This is a genomic window from Hallella faecis (genome assembly GCF_018789675.1).
In the GTDB taxonomy this organism is placed as follows: Bacteria; Bacteroidota; Bacteroidia; order Bacteroidales; family Bacteroidaceae; genus Prevotella; species Prevotella faecis.
The window spans coordinates 11,917-28,517 of record NZ_JAHKBE010000039.1 but is presented as its reverse complement, the minus strand read 5'-3'; the positions used below and the strand labels follow the sequence as shown (position 1 = coordinate 28,517).

The 16,601-nt window shown below is 45.4% G+C and carries 16 protein-coding genes and 3 tRNA genes; 18 read left to right on the top strand and 1 reads right to left on the bottom strand.

The window, feature by feature from the left end:
- The 5 genes from KM934_RS09330 to KM934_RS09310 form a co-directional block, all read left to right on the top strand.
- The coding region (locus tag KM934_RS09330) for a hypothetical protein (protein WP_215760349.1) at positions 1-201 on the top strand (201 nt) is incomplete at its 5' end.
- Positions 202-786: 585 nt separating this feature from the next.
- Positions 787-1,764 (top strand): hypothetical protein, encoded by a 978-nt coding sequence (locus KM934_RS09325; protein ID WP_215760348.1) that lies wholly within the window; start codon positions 787-789, stop codon positions 1,762-1,764.
- Positions 1,765-1,981: 217 nt separating this feature from the next.
- Positions 1,982-2,068: transfer RNA gene (locus tag KM934_RS09320), tRNA-Ser, on the top strand.
- Positions 2,069-2,103: 35 nt separating this feature from the next.
- Positions 2,104-2,175: transfer RNA gene (locus tag KM934_RS09315), tRNA-Glu, on the top strand.
- A 35-nt stretch (positions 2,176-2,210) separates the two neighbouring features.
- Positions 2,211-2,282, top strand: a tRNA-Glu gene (locus tag KM934_RS09310).
- A gap of 193 nt (positions 2,283-2,475) precedes the next feature.
- Here the strand turns inward: KM934_RS09310 and KM934_RS09305 are convergent.
- Positions 2,476-2,994 (bottom strand): nitroreductase family protein, encoded by a 519-nt coding sequence (locus tag KM934_RS09305; protein ID WP_215760347.1) that lies wholly within the window; start codon positions 2,992-2,994, stop codon positions 2,476-2,478.
- A gap of 374 nt (positions 2,995-3,368) precedes the next feature.
- Between KM934_RS09305 and KM934_RS09300 the strand changes: the two genes are divergently transcribed.
- The 13 genes from KM934_RS09300 (at position 3,369) to KM934_RS09240 (ending at position 16,601) form a co-directional block, all read left to right on the top strand.
- Positions 3,369-3,704 (top strand): HigA family addiction module antitoxin, encoded by a 336-nt coding sequence (locus KM934_RS09300; protein WP_215760346.1) that lies wholly within the window; start codon positions 3,369-3,371, stop codon positions 3,702-3,704.
- Between the two features lie 228 nt (positions 3,705-3,932).
- Positions 3,933-4,793 carry an enoyl-ACP reductase FabI gene (locus tag KM934_RS09295; protein WP_215760345.1) on the top strand — a complete coding sequence of 287 codons (861 nt, stop codon included), beginning with the start codon at positions 3,933-3,935 and terminating at the stop codon, positions 4,791-4,793.
- A gap of 916 nt (positions 4,794-5,709) precedes the next feature.
- A complete protein-coding gene (locus KM934_RS09290) occupies positions 5,710-6,267 on the top strand; it encodes a UpxY family transcription antiterminator (protein ID WP_215760344.1) in 558 nt (185 codons plus the stop codon).
- A gap of 33 nt (positions 6,268-6,300) precedes the next feature.
- Positions 6,301-6,576, top strand: a complete 276-nt coding sequence (locus KM934_RS09285) for a hypothetical protein (protein WP_215760343.1) — start codon at positions 6,301-6,303, stop codon at positions 6,574-6,576.
- A gap of 12 nt (positions 6,577-6,588) precedes the next feature.
- Complete coding sequence (gene glf, locus KM934_RS09280) at positions 6,589-7,722, top strand: UDP-galactopyranose mutase (RefSeq protein WP_215760342.1); 1,134 nt, start codon at positions 6,589-6,591, stop codon at positions 7,720-7,722.
- A gap of 31 nt (positions 7,723-7,753) precedes the next feature.
- Positions 7,754-8,872, top strand: coding sequence for a glycosyltransferase family 2 protein (locus KM934_RS09275; protein ID WP_215760341.1), 1,119 nt, complete (start codon positions 7,754-7,756; stop codon positions 8,870-8,872).
- A 50-nt stretch (positions 8,873-8,922) separates the two neighbouring features.
- A complete protein-coding gene (locus KM934_RS09270; protein WP_215760340.1) occupies positions 8,923-9,756 on the top strand; it encodes a DUF4422 domain-containing protein in 834 nt (277 codons plus the stop codon).
- Positions 9,757-9,798: 42 nt separating this feature from the next.
- The gene (locus KM934_RS09265; RefSeq protein WP_215760339.1) at positions 9,799-11,247 is read left to right on the top strand and encodes a lipopolysaccharide biosynthesis protein; all 1,449 of its coding nucleotides are present in this window, start codon (positions 9,799-9,801) and stop codon (positions 11,245-11,247) included.
- Between the two features lie 12 nt (positions 11,248-11,259).
- On the top strand, positions 11,260-12,294 hold the full coding sequence (locus KM934_RS09260) for an acyltransferase family protein (protein ID WP_215760338.1): 1,035 nt from the start codon (positions 11,260-11,262) through the stop codon (positions 12,292-12,294).
- A 39-nt stretch (positions 12,295-12,333) separates the two neighbouring features.
- The gene (locus tag KM934_RS09255; RefSeq protein ID WP_215760337.1) at positions 12,334-13,344 is read left to right on the top strand and encodes a glycosyltransferase family 2 protein; all 1,011 of its coding nucleotides are present in this window, start codon (positions 12,334-12,336) and stop codon (positions 13,342-13,344) included.
- A gap of 8 nt (positions 13,345-13,352) precedes the next feature.
- Positions 13,353-14,540: a Coenzyme F420 hydrogenase/dehydrogenase, beta subunit C-terminal domain gene (locus KM934_RS09250; protein WP_215760336.1), complete on the top strand. Its 1,188-nt coding sequence runs from the start codon at positions 13,353-13,355 to the stop codon at positions 14,538-14,540.
- 7 nt (positions 14,541-14,547) lie between these two features.
- Positions 14,548-15,684 carry a polysaccharide pyruvyl transferase family protein gene (locus KM934_RS09245; RefSeq protein WP_215760335.1) on the top strand — a complete coding sequence of 379 codons (1,137 nt, stop codon included), beginning with the start codon at positions 14,548-14,550 and terminating at the stop codon, positions 15,682-15,684.
- A complete protein-coding gene (locus KM934_RS09240) occupies positions 15,681-16,601 on the top strand; it encodes a glycosyltransferase family 8 protein (protein ID WP_215760334.1) in 921 nt (306 codons plus the stop codon). The genes KM934_RS09245 and KM934_RS09240 overlap by 4 nt, the downstream gene beginning before the upstream one ends.

The window sequence follows — 16,601 nt, the reverse complement described above, 5'->3', positions numbered from 1 at the left end:
TTGATAATTAACGCTTTGGCCCTTTCAGGGCGCACCAATGACAACACGATAATACGCAGGGTGTCGCTTCGCTTTGCCCTGGGCTATGCGCTTTTTGGGCTTTCAGCCCGCTTTCAGACGCATGTAAAACCCAATGGTCACCAGGGCGATACCATGCGCTATGCGCTTATACCCCTTCGGGTCGCATGTTCACGCATTTAATGGATGAGCCTTTTTATGAGCGTATGAGCATGTTTTTTGTGTTCCTTGGTGCGTTTTTGGTTCGAATGAGCACGATTCAGGGGTTGGGGGTGTTGCACGTTTGGCTTATTTCTTCTATTTTTGCTGTTTTTGATAGTTGTCTTGACTTGCTTTTGTGAGTTTGACAAGTTTGTTAATTTAAACAAGAAGATGAAATTGATTTTTGAAGTATTTTCTTTGTGTTGTTCTTGGTTAGTTGGCTAACGCCCATCTTGGCATAGGCAACCTGCCACGAGTTTTCATAGCTCGATTTAAGAATGGAGTAGCCTTAAAGATTTCATCCAAGTCAAAGTAACGTCTTAGTGGCTTGCGAAAACTACGAAATGAAGGCTTGTGTTGTCCAACCATTGTTTTGTAGTTTTTTCTTTCACATAAGCACCATGTTGTTGCGTTTAGGCACACATGCTGACGAACAGGCACGTACAGCGTTGGTGCGTGTTGTGTAATTGCTTGTTACCACTTACCTTTGCATAAGAAAAGCAGCTCATTGCTAACCTAATGAGTCTGTAGGAACAATTATTGTCTTACCCATTAATCATTCAAATTATGAAACAAACAAAATGGTTTTTTATCCTGATGGCCTTCGTGTTGTGTCTCGGGGGATTGACAGCTTGCGGCAGTGACGACGACCCTGAAGAGGGTGGAGGCGGTTCAGGCAGTGACGTTGTTAATACCGACGCTGCCCGCTATGAGATCACCGATCCCAACGCCGACATCTCATTCATCGAACTTACTGAAGGTGGCCAATACTTCGTGGGTGGCGATGAGTCGGACTATGGTGCCAAGCCCATGATGGCACGCCGCGCTGACCAGCGCGCCGCCGAGTCTTCAGACGACGGTCTCCACTATGGCGACTACACCAAGGGCGCCAACGGCGAGTATGTGCTCAACGGCTATGGCACGCTGACCGTAACGAAGAACGGCGAGGTCTATGAAGTGAAGATCGTTCCTGAGGGATCAACCACCACAAAGAGCTACAGCGCCCGTAAGGTGACGTCGACCGAGCCTATTAGCTCTACGGCCAAGAATCTCTGCCGCACATGGAAGTTCCAGAGCGTCGCCTATTCGTTTAAGATGGGAAGTTATACCGTATTCGATCTCAAGGCCAACAGCATGCGTGAGATCACCATACAAATGAAGGCAAAGATGAAAGAACTCGCCTCGAAGAATGGTGAGGAATGGACCCAGGAAGACGAGGATGAATGGAACGAGCAGATTGAGTATGCCTATGAGGGCCAGCCTGAGCGTCTCACGTTTACGGGCTCAGGTTATATGTATATTCGTTTCGGTGACAACGACGTAGAGCCTTACATGTGGCGCATGTCTGGCAACAAACTCCAGAGATGGAATTGGGATGAAGAGGCATGGAGCAACGATTTCTTCTTGTCGATCGACGATACCGCTCTTGAGGAAGGCTCATCAGAAACTGTTTCCGAAGTGAAAGGTAATACCCTGACCATTACCCAGACCCTCCGTGGCTCTGAAGGTGGTGTGATTAAGTATTCTATGACCTTTTCCAAGTAAACCATGCGCATAATACCTTCCGCAGGATTCCACCACCGAGCTATTCTGACAGGCTCTAACGTGATGCGAACCCTGCGGAAGTTGCATTTATAGGTCATATTCACATTTTTCATGCATTTATGCGAAAAAAGTCTATGGAATATTTGGAATTGTGAAATAAAAGCACTACCTTTGCACCGCATTTGGAAAACAGATGTGGTGAGGTTAACAAAACCAAGGAAGTTTGGGTGAGTGGCTGAAACCAGCAGTTTGCTAAACTGCCGTGCGCGTTAGCGTACCGGGGGTTCGAATCCCCCAGCTTCCGCAACGTTTTCTCTTTGCAAGAGATGCTTGAAACAGGCTCGGTTCATCTAACGGTTAGGATACAAGATTCTCAATCTTGGCATAAGAGTTCGATTCTCTTACCGAGTACACGCTTGTTGCTTTTGCAACGTATAGCTAACGATGGTGGATTCATCTAATGGTTAGGATACAAGATTCTCAATCTTGGCATAGGGGTTCGATTCCCCTATCCACTACCTTGAAACTCTGACTGGTAACGGTCAGAGTTTTTTTTGTGCCCCTATTTCCCCCTTTTCAGATTGTCGCCAAACCAAAATCATCAGGCCGGGCACGACGGCTCCGCCTGATGATTCGTGGTTCCCATGCCTTTTTGTGAAACCTCCTGGTTGTTGCCCGGAAGGCGTGTCGCGGATAGGGTGGGGCGGCAGATTACTCTATGACCCTCACATATCCCTCCTTGCGCGGCTTGGCAGGCTTCGGCTCCATGGCGGGGTAGCCGAGGGCGATGTGACCTATTCCCTCGCAATCGTCGTCGATGCCCCATTCCTTGAGCAGCTGCTTGCCGCGTTCGCTTTCAAACACCTCCTTGGCGCGGTGAATCCAGCAAGCGCCAAGTCCTATGGCGTGGGCGGCGTTAAGCATGTTGCCCATCACCAGCGAACCGTCGTTCATATAGGTGTTTCTCGATTTGCTGGCCAGCACCACGATGATGACCGGGGCGTTGTAGAACGGGTCGGCGTGGGTGCCCAACACCTCGGCGTTCATCTTCGACAGTTCATCGCGGAGAGCCTTGTTCTTTACCACCACGATGTAGGGCGACTGCATACCCATGCCCGTGGGTGCGGCAGTTCCCGCTTTTGTCACCTTGTCAATCTCGTCTTGCGAAGGCATCTGGTCGGTGAATCCTTTGATGCTTCGACGTGTGTACAATGCTTCTAATGCTTCCATATTTCAATCCTTTATGACTTTTGTCTTTTGCTATGGCCATTCCGCCAGCATGCGGCGCAGCCACTGTTGTGCGTCCCCTTTTATCTCCTTGTGTGATATTGCTTGTAAGGAAGATGGTGCGCAAGGCATGGCAAATGTAGCAAGAAAATCTGAGAGACGTGTGGTTTTGGGGAATAGTAATCGTGTGATCGGACCATTTTTTGATTTGTTTCCAATTTAGCGTAAGGTTTCTGTTCACATATTTGTGAATCCCGATTGTTGTTGTTATCTTTGCATTTGAGATTAACGTGTCATGCAAATTAACTTTAGAGAAGTTTACCTGAAGGATTTATATGTAGATGGCAAAGCCTATGATAAGTAAATGAGGAAGAAATATGCGTCAGATAAGAGAAGATATGATCGTAAATAATTTGGAGCCTTTCGAACCTACCCATCCTGGTGAAGTCATAAAGGATGAGATAGCGTATCGTGGCGTTACCCAACGTCAGCTTGCTCAAGAGATAGGTGTGTCCTGTTCATTACTCAATGAGGTTCTGAATGGTAAACGAGCTATGAATGCACATCTCGCTATGCTGATAGCTGCTGCTCTTGGACTTGATGCTGAGCCTTTGCTAAATTTGCAGACGAGGTACGATATGATATCTGCGAAGCGAAACCCATCGTTCATGCAGCGTATCCAAGCGATTCGCAAGATAGCCGCCGCGCTCTGATCCGTATTTCGCCACCCGCTTCGCCTGGTTATGGCCCCATTTCCCATTGCACATTCGTTTTGATTTGTGCATGATTATGGGGTAAATGCGTGGTAAAACACAATTATTTGCACATTATTGCCTATAAGTGTGCAAAATGTTATACCTTTGCACTGCCATTTGAAACATGAATGTAGCAGAATGGCAGTTTAAGGCAAGAACAATATCATTTTATCTAAATAGAACATTATGTCTTTTAATTTGTTGAAAGGAAAGCGCGGTATCATCTTCGGCGCATTGAACGACGCATCGATTGCGTGGAAAGTGGCAGAGCGTGTGGTAGAAGAGGGCGCACAGATTGTGTTGACCAATACCGCCGTGGCTTGTCGCATGGGCACCATCGACGAGTTGGCCAAGAAGACCAACGCCACCATCATCCCTGCCGACGCGACGTCGATTGAGGACCTCACCGCCCTGTTTGAGAAGGCCCAGGAGGCCATGGGCGGCAAGATCGATTTTGTGCTCCACTCATGTGCCATGAGCGTGAACATGCGCAAGAAGCGCACCTACGACGATTTGGATTATTCGTACCTGAGCAAGACGCTCGATATCTCAGCCATCTCGTTCCACAAGATGCTTCAGGTGGCCAAGAAGCTCGACGCCCTGAACGACAACGCCTCTGTGTTGGCGCTCACCTATGTGGCTTCTCACCGCACCTTCTTCGGCTACAATGATATGGCCGACGCCAAGTCGCTGCTCGAGTCGATCGCTCGCAGCTTCGGCTACATCTATGGTCGCGAGAAAGGTGTTCGCATCAACACCATCTCCCAGTCGCCCACGTTCACCACAGCCGGCAGCGGCATCAAGGGCTTCGACGGCCTCTACGATTTCTCCGACCGCATGTCGCCCCTTGGCAACGCCAGCGCCGACGAGTGTGCCGACTATTGCGTCGTTATGTTCTCCGACCTCACGAAGAAGGTCACCATGCAGACGCTCTTCCACGATGGAGGTTTCTCAAGCATGGGTATGTCGCTCCGTGGCATGACCCAGTACAACAAGTCGTTCATCGACGAGAACCGCGACGAAACAGGTAAGATCATCTACGGATAATGCTCCGTTGTCCGTCCCTATCATCCCCCGTTCTCCCTTCTTGTTCAGAGAAGGGCGAACGGGGGATCATCGTTTCTGCCCATCGCGCCGCATGGCATCTGTGATCGTCTGCGATCTGTGGGCGAATTCTCCCATTTGCTTTTTCAAGCGCATTGGGCGCTTAGTTGTCTCCCACAGATCTCTCAGATTTGCACAGATGCATTTCACGTCCAGCCTGCGAAAGAATCCGTGCTCATCCGTCGCGCCGGCGGCGCATCAAAAACCAAGCAGTAGGACGCGGAGCAAGAGTAAAGAATCCGTGAAAAGACCGATCCGTGCGCATCGGTGAAATTACCTCCCTTTGGTCGGTGGGGCTTCGCCGAGTCTCGTGTTTTTTGATAAAAGCACCCCGAATGGCATCTGTGTTGCTCCGCGCGATCTGTGGGAGACCCCTATCATCCCGCATGGTCATTCCCCATTCCGCATCCGAAGGAAACACTTAACATTCAACATCCCACATCCCACATTATTAATATTCTCCTCTGCAATATCCGTTACACCCCTGTTATTTTTGTGGAAAGTCAAAAATAATTAAGAGGATTCAGCGTTTTATTAAAAAAATCTTATATCTTTGCATAGGATAGGCTACGCTCGGCATAACATTCAAGTAAACTTGATGTTCTGCTCTCGTTGGCACTATCCGTAAACGAAACGATGCACAAGGCCACGGCCTTAAGCCATCGTTAGGGGGACTTTAGGGCAATCTCAGTGTAGGGAAGGCTTGTTGTACCCTCTCGCTATTTCGTTCACATTAGACCTGTGTGAAGCTTCTGAAAGCCAGTGCCTCCATGGACCCACTAATCGTGACATCCGTTTTCATGCAGCCGTGCCCACTCCGAGGTGCGGTGTCCCCCCGCTATTCTCTCAACTAAAGGCAATGCTCAACCAAGATCAAGTGCAGTGGTTCCCCATGCGAGTAACCTATGGCCGCCAACTCTCCGTGAAGGCATTCCTCGACGATGAGGGAGTGGAGAATTTCCTGCCCATGAAAACGCAACTCAGCAAGCAAGGCCACCACATCGTGCGCAAGCGCGTGCCCGCCCTGTCAAACCTCATCTTCGTGCGCACCACCATGCGACACCTCACCCACCTCAAGCAGACGCGCACCGGCGCCGAGCCCCTTCGTTACATGGTGCGACGTGCGCTCCATCCCGACCAGGCCCCTGGCGAGGTCATCGTGGTGCCCGACCGCCAGATGGCCAATTTCCTCCTGGTGGCCGCCGGACCCGAGGACGAGTTTACCTACCTCGAGCCCGCCGAGATGAACGGCCATGAGCAGGGGCGCGTCAAGATCGTGTCGGGCCCGTTCCAAGGCGTCGAGGGCGTCGTCAAGCGCATCCACGGCAACAAGCAAGTGGTGGTGGAACTCGAAGGGCTCGGTGGCGTCACCATCCATTTCGTACCCAAAAACTTCATGATGCGCAGCGAGCCATAGCCCGCACCGCATCCCCAACCACCCCTATAGCCCATGACACGCGACGAACGCTGGAACCAGATGTGGGACGCCGTGATGCTCTTCCTCAAGGAGAACAAGCGGCGCCCGTCCAAGTACAAGCCCGAGGAGCACGACCTCCGCAACTGGGTGAAATACAATGTCAAGCGCATGCGCAGTGGACAGATGCCCGCCAACCGCCTTGAGCGCATGCAGCAGCTGCTCGACGAGGGTGAGCGCCTGCGCCGCGTCAACCAGCACGTCTACACCCATCCCGAGACCCAAAGTCTCATCCACACACCTAACACCTAAACACCTCATACCATGGCGTATCCTTACGACTACCTCATCGTGGGCTCCGGCCTCTTCGGTGCCACCTTCGCCCACTTCGCCCATAAGCGAGGCGCCCGTTGCCTTGTCATCGACAAGCGCCCGCACCTCGGCGGCAACGTCTATTGCCAGGATGTGGAGGGCATCCACGTCCACCAGTATGGCGCCCACATCTTCCACACCTCCAACAAGCGCGTGTGGGACTTCGTCAACAGCATCGTGCCCTTCAACCGATACACCAACTCGCCCGTGGCCAACTACCAGGGACGGCTCTACAACCTGCCGTTCAACATGAACACGTTCTACCAGATGTGGGGCGTGGTAACACCCGAGGAGGCCGCCGCCAAGATTGAGGAGCAGCGCGCCGAGGCTCTGGCCAAGATGCGCGCCGAGGGAGCCACCGAGCCGCGCAACCTCGAGGAGCAGGCCCTCGCGCTCATCGGCCGCGACATCTACGAGCGTCTCATCAAGGGCTACACAGAGAAGCAGTGGGGGCGCCAGTGCACCGAGCTGCCCGCCTTCATCATCAAGCGACTGCCTGTGCGGTTGGTCTACGACAACAACTATTTCAACGACCTCTACCAAGGCATTCCCGTGGGAGGCTACAACCGCCTCATCGACGGACTGCTGGAGGGCGTCGACACCCGCACCAACACCGATTTCTTCGACGACCGCGCCCATTGGGAGCAGATGGCGCCGACGATCGTCTACACCGGCCAGCTCGACGAGTTCTTCGAGTACCGTTACGGCCACCTCAACTTCCGCACCGTGCGCTTCGAGACCGAGGTGAAGCCGCAGCCCAACTACCAAGGCAACGCCGTGGTAAACTACACTGATGCCGCCGTGCCCTACACCCGCATCATTGAGCACAAGCACTTCGAGCAGTTCGGCCAGCAGGTCTACGACAACCCCCACACCGTCATCAGCCGCGAGTACAGCACCGAGTGGCAGCCCGGCATGGAGCCCTACTACCCCGTCAACGACGAGGCCAACAACGCCCTGGCCGACCGCTACCGCGCCTTGGCCGCCACCCTCTCACCCTCCGTCATCTTCGGTGGCCGCCTCGCCGAATACAAATACTACGACATGGCCCCCATCATCGAAAAGGTCATGGGGATGTGGGAGTGAGTAAAATTGCAAAAGTGCTAATCCGTTTGATATGTTGCCTTTATTATCTATCATAGTTCCTGTATATAATGTCGAACCGTTCTTGCTTTCTTGTGTGAGAAGCATATTGTGCCAGACTTTTAGAAATTACGAAATCATTCTTGTAGATGATGGTAGTAAAGATAAGTCGGGATTCTTGTGCGATCAGGTAGCTGAGAGTCATGCTCAAGTTAAAGTAGTTCATCAAGAGAACAAAGGTTTGTCGGCAGCTCGTAACGTTGGTTTACGGTTGGCTAAAGGCGAATGGGTGATGTTTGTTGATTCTGATGATGAATTGTACGACGAACATTGCTTGAAAGGCATAATGGAGCGAACTCAAAATGTGGATATGGTAATGTGCGGTCATTCTAACATAGGTATCTCTGGTGCAGATGTTACGGAATATCCAGCCAAAGTGAATGAAGTGATCAGCGCAAAGAAATATGCACGATACCTTCTTGATTTCTCATATGGTTATTTGGGCTATGTTTGGGCTAAGGTCTATAGAAGAACGTTATTAGAACACAATTCTATTATCTTTAATGAATCTTTGAATTTCTGCGAAGATCAGCATTTTGTAGTGCAATGCCTTTGTGTTTCGCAGGATATTAAGATTTGCCTTGATAATACTTTGTCGGTTTATAAGTACTTCATTCGTAAGAATAGCGTCATGTCCTCGCTTAAGAAAGGGTATAATCCAAAGTTTTTCCCAGATTTCGAGGCTTATAAGCAAATTGCAGAATTATTGCATGAGCGTTTCCATGATCCTTTAATTGATAATTTAGCTCTTAATAATCTTTGTGGTTCAGGTTATCGTATCCTTGGAATGATGGCAGCATGTAAATTCACATGTCCTGAACAGAAGGAATATATATTAGAAGAACTTCAGAAATTTGAGGATAAAAAGCAGATTGAGAAGAAATGTCATCGTTCACACATCAATACATTATTGTGTATGATGAGAGATAACTTGACTAATGCCTGTAAAGAGGAAAAGGTAAAAGTTATATCTCAATGGATGAGAAGCAGCGAATGTCAATTCCGCTATCTGAGTCAAAGGTGGAAGGTGGTGTACATTATATATAAGGTGTTTGGTAAACGAGGCTTGTTGCTTTTGGGGGATAGATTTTAGCTGTTTCCAAGGTAAACTTCCTCATTAAATCATATTAAAAGCTATATAGTATGGCAAAACTTGAAATATTCATTGCGGCGCATAAGCCATGCGAGAAATTCGGCGACGATGCTTACCGGCTTCTTCACGTGGGGGCAGCAAGGCATCCCGACGTACATATCGACGGTGCTGTTAAAGATGATGATGGTCCCGACAACATATCATTGAAGAATGATACCTATTGTGAGTTGACCGCGTTGTATCATATATGGAAAAACATTCACGACGTAGATTACACGGGATTGTGCCATTATAGGAGATTCTTCGTAAGAAAGGACACAATTGCCAAGAATCCCAATGACATTATTCTTAGTCAGCAGGAGATTCTTACTCTGTTAAACGATTACGATGTCATTATGGCAATGCCAACTCCAAAGACCTATGGAACGGGAGGATTTATAACAAACCCGCTCGATTTGCCCGAGCAGTTCTTTTATCGTTGTATCTTGCCGTCTGTCAAGGCGCTCTACCCCGAGTATGCTGACGCTTACGCGCAGGAGTTCTTCATCCCCAAGTTGTCATGTTTCAACATGATGATCTGCAGCAAGGCGCTCTTTGATCAGTATTGTGAATGGCTTTTTGCCATTCTCTTTGATGCGGAAAAGCGATGGAACGAATGGGGGATAGGTGTTGCGCCTCGTGAAATGGGGTATATTTCAGAGTTCTTGCTCAACACATGGGTACGCCATCAAGGCCTCAAGGTTTGTCGCAAACCCGTTTACTTGATTGAGGATAGCAACAAACTGGGCTTTAAGGTGCATTACACCTTAAGTAAATTAGGATTGGGATGCCTGAACCCAGTGGCTGATAAAGTTTATGGTAAACTAAAGGGAAAGAAGAGCTGATGCCTTGCCATAACTAAACCTTTATCACTTAGCAAATCAAGAATGCAGCAATCTGATTTAAAGAAAAAGACGGTATCCGGAATAATTTGGAAATTCATGGAAAAGTTTTCCATTCAATTTCTGGTTTTTTTGCAAAGCATCATTATGGCTCGTTTACTCTCACCTTCCGATTATGGCTTGGTGGGTATGGTGGCTATATTGAATGGTATCTGCGCAATACTTGTTGATTCTGGGCTAACTAATGCTATTATACGTAAGAAGGATCCCACGAAAGAAGACTTTTCTACGATATTCATCTTTAATGTGGGGATGAATCTTCTGATGGCTGGACTGATGGTGGTGTGTGCCCCGCTATTTGCTACATTCTATAATCAGCCGACGCTTAAATACATCATATTCCTTTTTGCTCTGCAGAGCGCAAGCGGCTCCCTTCTAGCCGTTCAGGGAGCAAAGATGACTATTGATTTGCGTTTTAAGGCACTTGGTCTAATAAATGTCATTACTACCGTTATGGTAGGCATCATCTCTGTGGTGTTGGCTTTTATGGGCTATGGTGTTTATGCATTGGTCATTCCTAATATTGTGGCTATGTATATTCGGTTTGCTTTGTACTACTACTACCAGCATTGGTTTCCTGGACTTGCATTTTCATGGAAATCGTTCAAGGAGTTGTTTGGCTATGGCTCTAAAATGATGGTCTCAAACTTAATAAACTGCATATTCAACAATATATACCCTATTGTAATAGGAAAAAAATTCTCGCCTGCTGACTTGGGATATTACACGCGTGGACAGGGCTATGCAGCTTTGCCGTCATCAACGGTTTCCGATGTGATAACCAATGTCACCTTACCAATTCTTAGTAAGGTGCAAGAAGATACGGCATCGTTGGCATCCATATATCGTCGCATGCTTCGAGTTTCAGCTTACGTGGTTTTCCCTGTCATGGTGTGGTTAGCGGTTATGGCCAAGCCAGCAGTTGTATTGATGATTTCGAGCAAGTGGATACCCTGTGTGGAGTATTTGCAGATATTGTGTTTCTCCATGATGTGGCTGCCTATTATCTCTCTAAATCAGAATTTGCTTCAAGCTAAGGGGTTTTCTAATCTCTATTTGCGAATTACAGTTTTTGAGAAAGCACTTCTTGTTCTTGTTTTGGTAGTTACCATACCTTTTGGTTTGAGGATTATGTGTTTCGGAAGTGTGGTGGTCACATACCTTACGTTAGGAATAAACACATACTACACCGGAAAAATAATAAATTTCGGCTTTTTCAAGCAATTAAAGGACTTTATGCCGTTTCTTTTGGCTTCAATAGTTATGGGAGGAAGTATGTTCTTGGTCTCTACGTTGTTTGTTAATTATCTTGTTATGCTATTGGTGGCAAGCATTGTAGGTTTGGGAGTCTATCTTGTAGAGACGAAATTGTTCAAGTTTGAGGAGCTTGGGTATATAACAAATATTGTAAAGGAGAATGTTTTAAAACGATAATTAATTTCCACTATGAATTCAGTGAGTATGCCTACGACTCGTATTTTCTATCTTGATGCTCTAAAGGCCTTCGCTATGTTGTTGGTGGTAATGGGGCATATAGATTACCTATGGTCAAACCATGGCGTTGCAACCATTTATCTCCCAATTCTATTGGTGTTCCACATGCCATTGTTTATGGCGTTAAGTGGCTATGTTACCAATGTGGAGAAGTTCAAGTTGGCTAAAAGAGCAAAATTACTGATACCATTCTTTGTATTTGGATTTGTTTTTATGGCCATTAATCATGTTACGTTTTTAGAATTGATTAGGCCAGAAGCCAAATTCGGTTGGTTCCTATATGTCTTGTTTGCTTTTTGTTTCTTTTTAGCACTGATAAGGGCTAGCAAGCAAAACCTATATGGCGGGATGGTCGTAGTCGAAATAGTATTGATGGGTCTGCATTTTTGTTTGCATCGAACCACTCTTGGCACTACGTTGTCTACGGACCACATGTTCCAGTTATGGCCATTCTTCTGTTTGGGAATTATCCTAAGAAGAGGCCTGTTCTCGTATATATTGAAAAACAAATTGCAGATATCCCTTATCGGCGTTTCCGTGATATTGATTATTTGTGGAGCGAAATGCATTTTGGAATTACGGGGAACTTTAGATATTTATTGTAATGATCTAATGTCACTTTTTATTGTTCCCCTTTTCTTCCTTTTGTTCCACGAGTTGCAACACTGGATGAAAGACAGAAATAGCAAGGTGAAGAGTCTTGTTAAGCGTTCTGTGCAGTTGATTGGTGTGAATACTCTGCAGATTTATGTTTTGCAGTATTTCTCTTTTAGACTGTTTGATTATTTATCCAATAACACCTTGTCACAGTTTACCTTAAACAACGAATGGCTGATGAGTCCTGTGATAGCATTGGCACACTGTTATTTTTGCGTGCTTGTGACAATTTTGATAAATAAACTAAAACTTGGATTTGTCTTTGGAAGGAAAATATGGCCAACAACCAAATTGAGATATGGCTCAGCTTGTTCGGAAGCAAGAATGTAGTTAGTAAATTATAGTTGTATTAATATTATTAATAATCATATGGAAAAACTATTGTCAATAATCATTCCTATATATAAGGTTGAGGAATATATAGGTCAATGCTTGGAGTCTGTTCTCATCCCAGACGTTTCCCTTAGAGAAAGAATTGAGGTGGTTGCTGTAAACGATGGAACCCCTGACCATTCTGCGGATATGGCTAAAGAGTATGTTGAAAAATATCCTTCTATCTTCACAGTAATAGACAAGGAAAATGGTGGACATGGATCTGCTTTCAATGAGGGGCTAAGGCATGCGACTGGCAAATATTTGAAATTTATCGACAGCGATGATTGGTTTGACACTGCTGCCTTGGAAAGATTGATGAAATTCCTTGAGAATAGTGATGTGGATTTGGTTTTGAATCCTTTTAATTATTTCTTGGTTGAATCCAAAGAGTATAAACTGATTCCAATCAAAAACATGCCATATGGTGAGCTTATGTCAATGGATGAATACGACTTTATCAACTCAGGTAACCGTCAAAATCTTACAGTATTCCATTCTGCAACTTATAAGACATCATTACTCCAGAAGTATGCTCCTTTTTTTGCAGAAAAGGTTTTCTATGATGATATTGCACTGCGTTTCGTTCCGATAGCATTATGTGACAATTTTATTGCTTTTGATTATCCCATATATAATTATCGTGTGGGACGTGTTGGTCAGACTATTACCTACGAAAACAAAAAGAAACATGCGGCTGATGTTAATAAAGTGGTTGCATGTACAATAGACTTTCTATGTAGATGCAAGTCTTACCAGGATAAGCCAAGAGCCAAGTATATTAGACATCTGTTGTCTAGAATGATATATTTTCAGATAGAATCGATATCGCGCATGCATTATGCAGAAAGCAGACAGATATTAGAAGATTATAGACATGTCTTGGTGCCTGCAAAAGGAATGTATGACAAATATCGCAGGCATAAAGTCTTTGACGTCTTGCCATTCCCATTGTTCTTTGGACTTTATAGACTCTATGATCTTATCCTCTATAAAGATAAAATTTAATATGTTGCATGATAAAATTGTGCCATAAACACGAATGTTGTGGCTGTTCAGCCTGTGCTTCTGTTTGTCCGCAGGGTTGTATAAGCATGGTGTTTGATGCCGAAGGATTTGTTTATCCTTCGGTTGACCCCACAAAATGTGTAAACTGCAACTTGTGTAACAAAGTATGTCCTGCATTAGCGTCTCGCCAAGGTGCTGTGCCTCAAGGAACGTTTGCTGCGCATTTTGTTGACGATACAATAGTGAGGAGTAGTTCTTCTGGCGGAATATTTACAGTGTTGGCTCAATATGTTATCTCTAAGCGGGGCGTAGTGTATGGAGCTCATTACGATGATAAGATGAATGTCGTATACTCTTGCGCATATACTAATGAAAATGTTGCGAAATTCCGAGGGTCCAAATATGTCCAAGCTCGTATAAATGATTGTTATCAAGATGTTGCGCAGAAGCTGAAGCAAGGTGTTATTGTGCTCTTCACTGGCACTCCATGCCAAATTGCTGGTTTGAAAACATTTTTAAGAAAGCCTTATGATAATCTGTTTACGATGGAAGTGGTATGCCATGGTGTTCCTAGCGAAAAAGTATGGCATAAGCATTTACAGGTAATCAAGGAAAAATATTTCGCAGGCTTTGATATAAGCAATGTGATATTTCGATATAAGGAGAACGATTGGAGGAGCTATAAGTTGCGTTATGTCAGTTGCAATAACAATGTTTATGATACGCCTCGAGGCGAAGATGCATTTTTTCTTGGGTTTGTAAAATGCTTGTATTCAAGACCTTCATGCGAAAAATGCCAATTCAAGAATGGTGTCAGTGGTGCAGATCTAACGGTGGGCGACCTGTGGGGCGTTGAAATGATATTGGGTAATAGAGGTAATCTTTTGGGTGAAAGCCTTGTAATTGTAAATACTGATCGAGGAATGAAATGGCTTCGGCAAAATGCAGATTTGTTGTCGATGACTGAAATTAACCTTGCAGATGCTATGCCTTACAATGAAGGCTTGCACGAAATGGCCGTTCCTCACCGAAATCGAGCATCCTTTTTCCAAAATGTAGACGCTGGGGTTGACGTGGATGTTTTGATTAACGAGATGTTGGAATCCAATACAACGGAACGACTGAAAGAGTCGAAAAACAAAATCATTAATTTGTTATCGCGGATAAAAAACAAGGTGGTAAATACCATAAACTAACTTTGTTATGAGAATTGGAATATATACCCTTCCGTTAAATTATAATTATGGAGGTCTTTTGCAAGCTTTTGCTTTACAAACGGTGTTGCAAAATATGGGGCACGAGGTGGTTTTCATTGACAGACCTCTTCATAGCTACGAGCCATTCTATAAGCGTCCTCGGGAAAAGGTCAAGCGTTTTGTGCGAAAATATGTTCTGCGCGACAAGAGTGTTCGGGTGTTTCAAGAAAACTATGAAGCCAAGGCCTATCCCGAGATTTCAAAGCATACTCGGAAGTTTATAGAGCAATATCTCAATACAATTATTGTAACAGATACTCATCTGCTTGACGAAAACGATTATGATGCTATTATTGTGGGAAGCGACCAAATTTGGCGGTGTGCCTTCCACGACACAAGCCGCAAACTTTACGATGCTTATCTCGAGTTTGCAGAAAAATGGTCGCATCTTAAGCGTATCTCTTATGCAGCTTCTTTTGGTACCGACAGGTGGGAATATCCAAAGGATAAAGCCATTCGATGTAAATCGCTGTTGGCGAAATTCGATGCTATAAGCGTAAGGGAAGCCTCGGGAGTGACGCTGCTTAAGCAATATTTTGGTTTTACGGCCAAACATGTTCTTGACCCTACTATGCTACTTGATCGTGCAGATTATGCCAAAATCTTTGAGTTGCCCCATACGCCTGTAAGCAAAGGAAATATGATGGTTTACGTCTTAGACGACAGCGATAGTAAAAACAATCTTATAAACGAATATGAAAAAAGGCTTCACTTGTCGTCCTTCCGAGTAAATTCTCAGGCCGACAACATAAACCTTCCTGTATCTCAGCGTGTTCAGCCTCCTGTGGAGCAATGGTTGCGCGGATTTCAAGACGCACGTTTTGTCGTAACCGATAGTTTTCATGCCTGCGTATTTAGTATTTTGTTTGGAAAGCCCTTTGTGGCTATTGGTAACAAAAATCGTGGCATGAGTCGCTTTGAATCTTTGCTCCAGACGTTTGGACTCAGTGACCGATTGATATCTGTAGAGAACAATGACTTCGTTATCCCCCAATCCGATATTCTTTTGGCTCAAACGAAACTAAACTCGCTTCGTGCCGAATCAATGCAATTTCTAACCTCAGCATTAAACGACCTTCTATGATAAATGTAGCTCTTTGCACCGATAACAATTATGCTAGCCATTGCGCTATATGTGTCACATCGATATTGGAAAACAACAAGAAGAGTGATTGTTGTGTCTATATTATTACTGATGGATTGAGTGAAGAAAATACTTCTCGCTTTAAGCAGTTAAGCAATGTCTATGCGAAGCCCATTCGCGTTATAAAAGCCGACATTAGTGGTTATGAAAAACTGCCCGTAACTAATCATCTCGGGCGTTCCATGTATTTTCGATTCTTACTGCCAGACATTGTTGATGGTGACAAAGTCCTATATCTCGATTGCGACATAATTGTGCGCCACAGTCTTGAGGAACTATTTGATGTCAATCTTGATGGTGTGGCCTGTGGAGTGGTAGAAGATCAAAACGGTGATGATTTGCGTCTACATAATCCTATCATGATGTTTTCTAGATATTTCAATTCGGGCGTTCTGCTGATGAATTTGGATTATTGGCGCCAATACTCCGTCGCGCAACAACTTATAGAGTGGATAAAAATTCGTAAAACGGTATTGATGTGCCCCGACCAGGATGCTTTGAATGTTGTGCTGGAGAACCGAGTGGTATTTCTTGATTATAAATACAATTTCCAACAAGGAATGTATAATGACAAGTTAGTGTGGCTTAGGGCTGACAAATGGCCATCAGTAATTAGGGATCGAAAAGATCCGATAATTGTTCATTTCACTGCTGGCGAGAAACCGTGGCATAAAGATTGTGCTCATCCCTTGCTATCAGATTATGACTATTACATGTCGCTTTACCCATTCCTAGCAGAAGAAAAAACTCTTGGTCACAAATGGTATTTCTATTTGGTGGAGAGCGTTATAAACAAATTAAAAGGCTGCTATCATTGGTATAGAAGAAAGAATGGAATGATTGTAAACGAAGTCTAA